Source organism: Streptomyces sp. NRRL WC-3549 (genome assembly GCF_000721935.1).
Classification (GTDB): Bacteria; Actinomycetota; Actinomycetes; order Streptomycetales; family Streptomycetaceae; genus Streptomyces.
This window is the reverse complement of the sequence record NZ_KL585415.1, coordinates 55,294-66,172: the sequence shown is the minus strand read 5'-3', so window position 1 is coordinate 66,172 and position 10,879 is coordinate 55,294. Positions and strand designations below refer to the sequence as shown.

Below are 10,879 nucleotides of genomic sequence, written 5' to 3'. Positions count from 1 at the left end.
AGCCCGTACCGGCCACCGGCCGTCAGGGTGCCTGAGTCCCCCTGCCCACGTCCTCGTTGCATACGAGGTCACGGGATGCGCGGTGGTTCCCCGGATCCAAGAACTGCGGGGCAGCCTCAGTACGCGGAGTGGACGAGGTCGATGGTGCCGTAGCGGTGGGCGGCGTAGTTGGCGGAGGCGACGATGTTGGCGACCGGGTCGTACTGGTCATTCTTCGTGCCGGCCACGTGGAACCGCTCGAAGGTGGGCTTGATGATCTGCAGCAGGCCCTTGGACGGCACGCCGGCGCGGGCGTTGACGTCCCAGTTGTTGATGGCGCGGGGGTTCCCGGAGGACTCGCGCATGATGTTGGAGTGCAGGCCCTTGTAGGTGCCGGGGATGCCCTTGGCGTGCATGATGTCCAGCGAGGTACGGATCCAGCCGTCGAGCTTGTTGCCGTACTTCTTGACACCCTTCTTCTGGATGTCGGCCACGGACATGGTCTTGGTCTCGCTGGAGGGCTTGGCCTGGGCGGCGGACTTGGCCGTGGCCGCGAGGTGGTCGGCCTGGACGGCGACGGCCGCGGCAGCGGTGGCGGGCAGCGCCGGCTTGACCTGCTCGTCGGCGTGGGCCTGGGGCGCGAGGGTCAGGGCGAGGGCCGCAGCACCCGTGGTGGCGATCGCGGCGGTGGCGGTGCGGGGGTTCAGGACACGGCGGACGGCAGTCATGGGGTACCTCTCCAAGGGGGACGGCATGGGGAGGCCGACTACAGGATGTGTGTCGGCGACACGGTGTTCATGCGGACCACTGCGTCCGCCGCGTGTCATGGGGCCGGTGTCTGGAGGCGGGTCCTGGGCTTCCTGCTCGGCTGCCCGTGGCCCGTTCCGGCGCTCGGCTCCCCGGTACGTCCACCACCATGAGGAACGGTTCCCCGCCCCCGCAACCATGTGATCTGCGAAGACGCTTCGTAGAAAGGCGACGCGACGACACCGGGCTCCAGCACCGGCGCGCATCCACGCGGCCGGCCACTACTATCCGACCCGGCCTATGACCCACGCCCTATGCGCCACCTCACAGGATCAGCGCGCTCTCGCCTTTCCCGGCATGCCGGAAGTTCAACGCTCCGTCGTCACTCCCGCACGCTGCGCTCTCCTCCCCTGAGCCCGGGAAGCGCGGGTTCGGGCGGATCGACACCGTGACAGCAGACGTGCGAGAAGCGCTGCCGGGCCCGCTGCCCCGGTGTCCCCTCCACGTCGCCCGGGCGTTCGGGCGGCGATAGGTCTCGTGGGTGAGGTGGCCGTCGTGGCCAAGGCGGCGTTCCCACAGGAGGTCCCGGCGTATATCCGAAGGCGCCGAGCTTGTCGTGGCCGAACCGGAGACCTCGTAACCTCTGAGCTCAAGGTCGCGGGCGCGGGCCACCATCTCCGTATACGTGGCCTCGCGTACCACGCGCTGGCATAGGGCGGCGGGAGCAGGAAGGGGTTGGTTCCAGCAGGTCGGTCCGAGGCCGGATCTCGGCGACACGCTGCTGTTCATTCCGGCCTGCTCCCATTCGTCACGCCCCAACCCGGCGGGGCGGAGCATCGCCTTCGCCTTCTTCCTCGGGCCGCCACCACCGGCCGGCTCGTCACCTGGTCCTGATCAGCCCCTCAGTCAAGGGAGCAACCCCGTGTCCCACCTCACCTACGGCGACATCAAGCAGGCCGCCGACCGGATCGCCGGGCGTATCCGGCCCGTCACCCTCGCCCCGGTCGATGCCGGGGCGATCCACACCGCCCCACGCGACCCCCTGGACGACCGTGAGCCCGAATCGTGTGAGGTGTGGCTGGCGCTGGAGTACATGCAGCACACCGGCTCCTTCAAGGCCCGCGGCGCCCAGAACTTCATCCAGGCCCACCACGAGGCCGGTACCCTGCCGGACGCCGGGGTGACCATAGCTTCCGGCGGCAATGCCGGACTCGCGTGCGCGTGGGCGGCCCAGCAACACAGTGTGCGGGCCACGGTGTTCCTGCCGGCCACCGCCCCGGCGGTCAAGGTCGCCCGACTCCGGGGCTACGGCGCGGACGTGCGCCTGGTGGGCACGGAGTACGCCGAAGCACTCGCCGCCTGCGAGGACTTCACGCACGCGACGGGCGCGCTCCCCTCCCACGCCTACGACAACCCCCTGATCGCCGCCGGGGCCGGCACCCTGCTGGAAGAAATCCACCAGCAGATCCCGGACCTGGACACCGTGGTGGTCGCCGTCGGCGGCGGCGGACTGTTCGCCGGCGTCGCCACCGCCGCCCGGCACCACAACATCCGAACCGTCGCCGTGGAACCGCTCAACTGCCGCGCACTGAACGCCGCCGTCGAAGCCGGCCGCCTGGTCGACGTCCCGGTCGACTCGATCGCCGCCGATTCCCTGGGCGCCCGTCGCGCCTCCGCCATGGCCCTGCACGCCGCCCAGCAGGACCGCGTCCATTCCGTGCTCGTGCCGGACGACGAGATCGTCCGTGCCCGCCAGACCCTGTGGGACCATCACCGCATCGCCGTCGAGCACGGGGCGGCAACCGCGCTGGCCGCCCTCACCGCTGGGCCGCACCGCGTACCCGATCGCGACCTGCCCACCAGGCCGTCCCGTAACTACCGCCCCTCCCACGGCGAAAAGGTCGCCGTGGTGCTCTGCGGAGCGAACACCGACCCGAGCCGGCTCACGCACCACGCCACCGAGCACTGACCGGCAACCCTCGCGAAGAAGCCCCGTTCCTGTCATGACGGGAACGGGGCTCCGGGTGGAGCGCTGGGCAGGCCTTGCACCTGCATCTCCCCGCGGGAAGCGGGACGTCTTTCCTTGGACGACCAACGCACAGGCAATCGCACCGCCGAAACGATCCGCCGCCCTCTAGATCAACTATAGCCCAGAATCCCAGGGACCCTCGGTCCGGTGGACACGTCGACCACGTCAGGGCGTTCGATGCCACAGGCCTGACCCGCAACCCCGTCCCGCCCCCGGCCTCCCGCACTTCCACATGACCACTTCTTCGAGCACACCATCGCGGTGTGCCGCTTCGACAACTCCGACGCGCGACGCGCGCCAAGCCCTTGCTGGCGCGGTACCCGTCCCTCGCCCCGACCGGATGGGGGCGATCGCCCTCCCCCAGACCTCGACCGGGCCTGTCGCAGTGGCAGTTCGGACCGAGGCCCTCTCGTTCTCCGAGAGGGCCGGCACAGCGAAAACAACGACCGCGTCGGCGACTGCGTCGTCTCGCGGTCGGCGAGGGAGACGACGCCCGGATACTCGTCTGCGTCTACAGCGGCAAGAACCTCGTCAGCCCTCGCTCCCGACCAAGCAGGCGCATCGACCACTTGCGCTCGAGCTGGGTGCCCCTCCCGGAGAACCCCGACGGCAACGCCTACATGGTGCCTCCCTCTGGGGACCACCGACCGCCCGCTGGGGCGATCAGGGCGAGCACGTCCGCAGTGGGCCGGACATCGCCGAAGGACAGGTAGACCGTGCGCAGGGTGGCGTTGTGGTCCTGGTCGCGGCCGGTGGAGTTGGCGTCGGCGACCATGATGACCCGGTGGCCGAGTGTCCAGGCGTCGCGGGCTGAGCCTTCGCAGCAGACGTTGGTGACCGTACCGGTGATCAGTACGGTGTCGATTCCGCGCTCCCGGAGAAGCTCGGGGAGCGGGCAGCGGCCGGGGAAGAACGCGCTGGGCGCGGACTTCTCCACCACCAGATCGTCGGCACCGGTCGTGAAGCCGTGCCACAACCGGTCGCGGAGTGGCCCGGTGCCGCCGGCGTTACGGAACATCTCGGCTGCGGCCGGGCCGTGGAATTCGTCGCCGACCGGGGTCCGGTCGGTGCGCGCGGGCAGAACCCAGGCGACCGTCCCGCCGACGGTACGCAGGCGGTCGGCGAGCATGTGGATGTTCGGGATGATGCCACGGGTGTAGGGGTTCGCTTCGACGAAGAACGGCACCATGTCGATGACGACCAGCGCGGTGCGGGCGGGGTCCAGACTCGTGTACGCGAACCGGCGGCCGCGTCGTTCTTCCTGGCGCCTGTACTCCCGTTCCTCGATGTGCCAGGCATGGGTGAGTGCCTCGGTGTCCGGCATGGTGGTGCTCCTGTCAGGCGTGGTCGGGGTGGAGCTTGCGGTCGGAACCGGAGCGGGCGGTATCCAGGTACGGCAGTGTTTCCGCTGCGACGGTCTCGTCGGTGGCGAGGCGTGCGTCCCGACGGACCGGGAACCCGATCTGTCCCCGGACGCGAGCGACCTGGGCTCGGTGCACCTCGGCGGCACGGCCCCGAGCACACCGGTGCGGGCCGGACACATCCACGCTCACCGACCGGCCGCGGTCGCCCTGGCCGACGCCCTCTTCCGCACCGAGCGCTCCCCTCACCGCCTGCACCGGTTCTGACCGTGCCAGGACGGACGACCAAGGAGGCCCCCGAGCAACCTGATTGAGACACCGGGCGCCTCGATCAGCAGCCCAGGGGGCTCCAGGCCGCCGGAGGCACCCGGCCGATGCCATACGGAGTGTGGAGTGGCGTCGTGGGCCCGATCGCCACCTGTCCGCGGATCACCGGCAGGCACCCGGTGATCCGCGGACACGCTGCCTGGCCCCGCCCTGAAAAGGGGTGGCCGGCGCCAGGGGGAGCTCGGCGATCCACCACCCACCGCCGGACCGGCGCAAGCCGAACGTGCAGACCCCGGTCGGGATCGATCACCTGGATGCTCTCGCCGGTGTTCCTCGTCTGCGCCGGACGGGCCGCACCTCGGCGGTAGCGGCATCCGTCGTCGTGACCACGGCATTGCCCAGGTGGTGCCGCCCCCTTCCGGTCCGGGCCCAACCAGCTCGCCCGGGCGTGGGCGTAGTTCGCCACCGCCGGTGGGAGTTCGGCGGTCACGAGACCACCGTCAGCACGATCTTTCCTTGGAGGTGGCCCTGCGCAGCTCGCGTGTGTGCGCTGTGCGCCTCGGGCAGCGGGTAGGTGCTGTCCACCCCGACCCGGAGTCCGCCCTCGCCCAGCAGACGTCCGATCTCGGCGAGCTGGGGGCCGTTGGAACGCACCTGGATGTTCGAGACCGTGATGCCCAGACGCGCCGTCTCTTCCGGGTCGTACTGGGCGAAGAACACCGGAAGCATGGTGCCACCGCGCTTGAGTACGGACAGGAAGCGTGAGCTGTCCGGGCCGCCGACGGTGTCGACAACCAGGTCGACGCCGCTGACCACGTCGGTGGCCTGCGTCGTGGTGTAGTCGACGAACTCGTCGGCGCCGAGCTCACGCAGGAACTGCTCGTGCCGGCCCGAGGCTACCGCGACGACGTGTGCCCCCTTCCATTTCGCCAGCTGCACCGCGAAGTGGCCCACTCCGCCGGCGGCCCCGTTGACCAGCACGGTCATCCCTGGCGTGATCGGCACCGGCCGGTGCACCTGGCCGGTGAAAGGAGACGGCACGTCGTGGCCGAGATCGATCAGGTACTGCCAGGCCGTCAGCACGGCCATCGGCGCCCCGGCCGCCTGCACGTGGTCGGTACCGGCCGGCTTGTGCGCCAGGTCCGAAGCCGGCGCGGCCACGTACTCGGCGTACGTCCGGCCGTCGAATCCGGGGAAGCGCAGCATGCCGAAGACCTCGTCGCCGACGGCGAACCCCGACACGTCCGGAGCGACCGCCTGGACCACCCCGGACATGTCCGTGCCGGGGATCAGGGGGAAGTTGAGCGCCGGCCTCATATCGGCCGGCATGACCTTCATCCCCTCACGCAGGTACCAGTCCGGCGGGTTGACGCCCGCCGCGTGCACCCGGACGAGCACCTCGCCCGGGCCGATCGCGGGAATCGCCACCTCGTCGTACTGCAGAACTTCCGGCCCGCCCGCTTCGTGGAACTGGATCGCCTTCATCGCACCTGTCACTTTCCTGGAGAAACCTTGCTCCTTCATTCAAGGTCCAGGCCGGCACGGCCGTCCAAGACCGGTTCGGCAACCCGGTCATTCCGAAACGGCATGACGGCGTACGCTGGAAAAGTGAACGACCTCGGGCAGGACCTGGAGCTGCGGCTGGTGCGGTACTTCACCGTGGTGGCGGCGCACCAGCACTTCGGCCGGGCCGCCGCCGACCTGCACGTGGCCCAGCCGGCGCTGAGCCGCCAGATCCAACGGCTCGAGAAGCAGCTCGGCGCACGCCTGCTGGACCGCACACCCCAGGGCACGCGGCTCACTCCGGCCGGACAGACGTTCCTCCCTCACGCCCGAGCTCTGCTGGAGACCGCCCGCCGGGCCGAGCTGGCGGTGCGTGAACAAGCCGAGACCGCGCGCATCGCCATCGGATACGTCGAAGACCTGGTGATCACCGCCGCCGTGGGGGAACTGCGCCGCCGTCACCCGGACGCAGAGGTCGCCACCCGATACCTGAACTGCCGCGACGTCGGGGCGCTGTCCGACAAGCGCGTCGACGCCCTGATCGCCCGGGCCCCGCTGCCGCTCGCTGCGGACGACGTGGTCACCACGCCGCTGTACGAGGAGCCCCGGATGCTCGTGGTTCCGCGCGGCCATCCTCTGGCCGACCGCGCGTCGGTGACCGCGGAAGAACTGGCCGGCGAGGAAGCGGCGCCGTGCGCGTTCGAGACTGCGGAATGGACCTCCTACCGGGTCCTCGGGGCTGGTGTGCCGCCGATCGAGAGCTACGAGGACAAGCTCGAACTCGTCGCGAGTGGCAGGGCGATCGCCGTGCTACCGGTCGGCGACCGGCGCAGCTCACTGCGTCCCGACCTCGTCACCGTCCCGATCGAGGGCGCTCCCCCCAGCCAGGTCGTCCTGGTCAGCCGCAAGGGCGATCCGAATCCGATGATCAGCAATCTCCGGCTGGCAGCCCAGGCCGTCCTGACCGCCACGGCAGCCTGACCGGGACCAGCCGGGCCGCTTGACGTCCGTCGCCGAGGCCAGCCACACGCGGGAGCGGCAACGCTGAAGAAGCTCCACAGACCCTGTCAAAGCATGCCTTTCTCTCATCTCGCCACAGAGCGGGCGCCGCGGCCTCCAGCGTCCGGCGGCGCAGATATCCAAGGGCCGGTACGCAGCAGACCGGGGCGGCTCGACGCCGCCCGGAACCCGTGACGCGTCGAGGTCGTTGAACCACGGTGCGCGACCGAGGTCATAGGCCCCACAAGGGGTCTGCACCACATCTCCATGTCGGTCATTCCTGTTACCCGGCTATGACATGTCGATCTTGACAGCAGCTGTTCGCGCGCAAGTAGGTTCGCTACACACTGATTTCCGTCACGAGCCGGCGCCCCGCGCCGGGAGAAGGGGAGGCCATGGGTTCGCACGCCCGCCCCAGCCGTATCCACCGCACCGGAGCCCGCATCGCGACCGTCGCACTGGTCGGCGCCGTCCTGCCGATCACCGCCGGGGGCCTCGCCGAAGCGGCGACCTCCACCGTCACGCACTCCGCGGACGACCGGATTCAGGACGCACCCGCCACCCCGGACCTGGCCGCACCGGACGTCGCCACCGACAACGCCTTCCTGCTCGACGCCCGCGACGGCAGCCAGGAGCGGGCGATGTGGGCCGGGACCAGGGCCGACGAGAGTGTCCCGATGGCCAGCACCACCAAGATCATGACAGCGCTCGTGGTGCTCCAGCATCCGGAGTGGCTGGAGCGGCAGATCACGGTGAAGCAGGAGTACCGGGACTACGTCACCGAGAACGGGGCCAGCACCGCAGACCTCCAGACGGGCGACAAGCTGACTGCCCGTCAGCTGCTGCACGCCATGTTGATTCCCTCCGGCGGCGACGCCGCGATGGCCCTCGCCGACAGCTTCGGCGAGGGGGACACACAGCAGGCGCGGATCGCCGACTTCGAGAACCAGATGAACGCCCACGCCCAGCAGTTGGGCCTGACCGGCACGCACTTCGACTCCTTCGACGGAATCTCGCACGGCGACAACCGCAGCACCGCGCGCGACCTCGCCAAGCTCGGTCAGCGCGCGATGCTGAAGCCGGTCTTCGCCGACATCGTGAAGCTCCAGCAGTTCGAGACGGAGGCACCGGCGGCCAACGGGCGTACTCGTTACTACACCTGGCACACCACCAACGACCTGCTGAGCACCTACGACGGCGCCCTCGGCGTCAAGACGGGCAGCGGCGCCGAGGCGGGCTACTCGCTCGTCTTCGCCGCCGAGCGGGACAACCGCACCCTGGTCGGTGCGATCGTCGGCGCCGACCAGGCGGTCTTCGCCGAAGCCGCCAAGATGCTCGACTGGGGATTCGCCCACTGACCGCCACGGACGGGCCCGCCAGGTGTACCAACCCGCAGCGTTGTTCCTACCACCGCCCTTAGCCGGCCCAGTCACGACCCGGGGGCGTCGCGACGGCTCCTCCTCCGGCTGACCACGGCTGTCGGCCACACTCGGCACCGATCCTCGGATCCCGGCCGGCACCGCCCCGGCCCGCATTCGGGGGGAGGCGGCCGTCGTACTGTCCGGGCGTCGCTCCACCGCTCACCAGACCTCCTCGCACGGGGGACGGTGGTCACCGCCGGTGGGGCGTCCCCCGGGCCCGGGTCACCCACCAGGTCGCAGTCGAGCCAAGCGGTGAGCCCGCCTTCACCCGTCCGCTCCACCACCCGGCCGAGCGCTCCCATCCCTCTTGCTTCGCGCTCTGCCGAGACGGGCCCGAGGACTCCGGTGCGTGTCCGGTGCCCGGTGGGTCACCGGACCGGCCCCCGCTCATCGATGAGCAGTGTGGGCGGAGACAAGAACACGTCAGCTTCCACCGGGCCGTATGCGATGTTGAAGGTGTCGAGCCAGTACGACCAGCCCCGTACTCCCGCCGCGCTGCTGAAACGGTAGTTGAGCTGCCAGCGGACCCACTGCCCGGGAACAAGCCGTACAGCCGGGGGCCTCCGCGGCCGAGGAGGTATGGCGAACAAGGGCTGGATCCGGGGAAGGACTCGCAACCGGCCGTCGCGCTCTCGGAGCTGGACGTCGACGCTGCGCAGGTCTTCCTGACCGTCCACGGCGTCGAAGCCGTCGCTCTCCCGCACACGGACCACGTGCGCGACCGCAGGCACCATAGGCGGAAGACGGAAGCCGACCGGGACCGCGTTCCTGCGAGCGGCGGCCTCTCCACCCCGAGACCGCTTCGTCCAGGACGTCCGGATCCATTGAACGGTGACCTCCACGACGCTCCCCCCGTGCCACCTCGTCGAAAGTCTCACCCTATGCCTGCACGGCCTCACGAGAACGCGGGCTCGGCGACGCGACAGCGCTACGGGCGGGTCGCGGTGTCGTGCGCCGACGGCCCGGTCCGGACCCGGCGGAACGGTCGCCGGTGGGTGACCACCGGCCCGGGCACGCCGACCTCTTCGGCGCCGCGTTCGAACCGGGCGAGACCTTCACCGAGCGGTCCGACGGGCTACGCGTGTCGCGCTCGGCAAAGGCACCGGCGACAGCCACCGCATACGGATCACCCGCCCCGAGGCATGACGGGCCCCGGCGCCTCAGCCGGCCTCTCCCCCGGCAGGCGCGCCCTCGCGTCCGAGCTCCTGGGCGACCTCGGCGAGGGAGCGGTCCTGCTGCCGTTCGTAGAGGGCGAAGGGGTCCAGGACCTCGCGCTCCATGGCTCCGGAGAGCCACTCGCTGTCGTAGGCGGCGCCTTCCTGGCCGTTGTCCCTGGAGCCCTCGCCGTTGAGGTTGGACTGGAAGATGCCGGCGGCCGAACGGGGCAGGAAGTCCTCGTAGACGATGGGCTCGGCGCGCACCCAGCCCTGTTCGAGCCGGAGCCGGTCCGCGAGACCGGCGGGCGGACGGCTTCCGTCCCTCGGCCGGTCCCGGACGGCGTGGTACGTGAAGTACCCCAGGCCCTTCGCGGCGAGTTCCCGCTCGCTGCGAGGGAGGCGCTCGGCCCACAGGGTGCGGGCCAGTTCGCCCCGGTCGGCCAGGGGGTCCAGGGCCGACCGCTCGTCGATGAGGGCCGGCAGCTGATCGTAGAGGCTCCTCCCCTCACGGGTGAGGGCGATGCCCCGGGCCTCGACCTCGCCGAACCGCACCCGTAGGGCGCCGGTGACCACCTGGCCGTCGGGCGTGCGCAGGGCACGGTTCTCGGCCAGCGCCCTGAAGGACGTCTGGCGCAGCAGGACGTCGGGGCCCTCCCATCCCGGGGGTCCCTGGATGGCATCGATCATCTCGACGCCGCGCTCGGTCATGCGCCGGTAGAGCTCGTCGATGTCCAGGACGCGGGGGGTGAGGTGGTTGATGTGGGTGCTGCGCACGCCACCGATGTCCGCGGCGACGGCGGAGACCTTCTCCAGCGTCTCGTACCACGCCTTGTCGACCGGTTCGGTGGACAGCTCGAAGGCCTGCACCGCGAGGTGGAGGAAGCGCTCGGCGTCCTCGTCCGGCAACTCCTTCTCCGCCTCGGCCCGGTCGGCCAGGGCGAGCAGCTCCGGGGAGAACAGTTCGCGGTCGGCGAGGAACGCCTCCAGGCGGGAGCGGAGCCCGGCGTCGAAGAAGCGCGGGTCCGCGGGGGTGAGCATGGAGGTGAAGACGCGGAAGGGGTTGCGGGCCAGTTCCTCGCCGTCGACGGGTCGGAAGGCGGTGGACACCACGGGTACGGCGCTGGAAGCGGCCTCCCGCAGGTCGTAGAAGCCCACCGGGCGCATGCCCAGGGCGCCGAAGACGCGGCCGGCCTGCCGCAGTTCACCGGGGGTACCGACACGGATGGCGCCGTGCCGTTCCGCGGTCACCCGGCTGATGGAGCCGAGCCGTTCGGCATCGGCGCCCTGTGCCTTCAGCACGTCTTCGTTGACCTCGCGCGAGACGTCCACGAGCGTGGTGTAGGCGGGGACCTCCCGCCCGTACATGTCCGAGAGCCTGTCTCTTATACACATCTCTGAGCGGGCTGGCAAGGCAGT

9 protein-coding genes and 1 pseudogene are annotated in these 10,879 nt (G+C 70.5%); 4 read left to right on the top strand and 6 right to left on the bottom strand.

Annotation, left to right across the window (positions count from 1 at the left end):
* Positions 1–116 precede the first annotated feature (116 nt).
* Positions 117–707 (bottom strand): transglycosylase SLT domain-containing protein, encoded by a 591-nt coding sequence (locus tag IH13_RS0123035; protein ID WP_031087376.1) that lies wholly within the window; start codon positions 705–707, stop codon positions 117–119.
* 941 nt (positions 708–1,648) lie between these two features.
* On the opposite strand from IH13_RS0123035, the gene IH13_RS0123030 reads away from it, so the two are divergent.
* Positions 1,649–2,695 carry a threonine/serine dehydratase gene (locus IH13_RS0123030; RefSeq protein ID WP_031087374.1) on the top strand — a complete coding sequence of 349 codons (1,047 nt, stop codon included), beginning with the start codon at positions 1,649–1,651 and terminating at the stop codon, positions 2,693–2,695.
* 170 nt (positions 2,696–2,865) lie between these two features.
* Here IH13_RS0123030 and IH13_RS46160 read toward each other — a convergent pair whose 3' ends face one another.
* Both IH13_RS46160 and IH13_RS0123025 read right to left on the bottom strand, forming a co-directional pair.
* Positions 2,866–3,399: a DUF6924 domain-containing protein gene (locus IH13_RS46160; protein WP_420713387.1), complete on the bottom strand. Its 534-nt coding sequence runs from the start codon at positions 3,397–3,399 to the stop codon at positions 2,866–2,868.
* Positions 3,372–4,079: a cysteine hydrolase family protein gene (locus tag IH13_RS0123025; protein ID WP_031087372.1), complete on the bottom strand. Its 708-nt coding sequence runs from the start codon at positions 4,077–4,079 to the stop codon at positions 3,372–3,374. Before IH13_RS0123025 ends, IH13_RS46160 begins: the two co-directional genes overlap by 28 nt.
* Positions 4,080–4,179: 100 nt before the next feature.
* Here IH13_RS0123025 and IH13_RS41100 point away from each other — a divergent pair.
* Positions 4,180–4,383 (top strand): annotated as a pseudogene (locus IH13_RS41100) (sterol carrier protein domain-containing protein); the annotation flags it as partial.
* 486 nt (positions 4,384–4,869) lie between these two features.
* Here IH13_RS41100 and IH13_RS0123015 read toward each other — a convergent pair.
* Positions 4,870–5,868, bottom strand: coding sequence for an NADP-dependent oxidoreductase (locus IH13_RS0123015; RefSeq protein WP_031087368.1), 999 nt, complete (start codon positions 5,866–5,868; stop codon positions 4,870–4,872).
* 123 nt (positions 5,869–5,991) lie between these two features.
* On the opposite strand from IH13_RS0123015, the gene IH13_RS0123010 reads away from it, so the two are divergent.
* Complete coding sequence (locus tag IH13_RS0123010) at positions 5,992–6,867, top strand: LysR family transcriptional regulator (protein ID WP_031087366.1); 876 nt, start codon at positions 5,992–5,994, stop codon at positions 6,865–6,867.
* Between the two features lie 413 nt (positions 6,868–7,280).
* Positions 7,281–8,243 (top strand): D-alanyl-D-alanine carboxypeptidase family protein, encoded by a 963-nt coding sequence (locus IH13_RS0123005; protein ID WP_031087365.1) that lies wholly within the window; start codon positions 7,281–7,283, stop codon positions 8,241–8,243.
* Positions 8,244–8,674: 431 nt separating this feature from the next.
* On the opposite strand, the gene IH13_RS0123000 is transcribed toward IH13_RS0123005, so the two are convergent.
* The gene (locus tag IH13_RS0123000; RefSeq protein WP_031087363.1) at positions 8,675–9,148 is read right to left on the bottom strand and encodes a hypothetical protein; all 474 of its coding nucleotides are present in this window, start codon (positions 9,146–9,148) and stop codon (positions 8,675–8,677) included.
* A 318-nt stretch (positions 9,149–9,466) separates the two neighbouring features.
* Positions 9,467–10,855: a 2-oxoadipate dioxygenase/decarboxylase gene (locus IH13_RS0122995; protein WP_031087361.1), complete on the bottom strand. Its 1,389-nt coding sequence runs from the start codon at positions 10,853–10,855 to the stop codon at positions 9,467–9,469.
* Between the last annotated feature and the right edge of the window lie 24 nt (positions 10,856–10,879).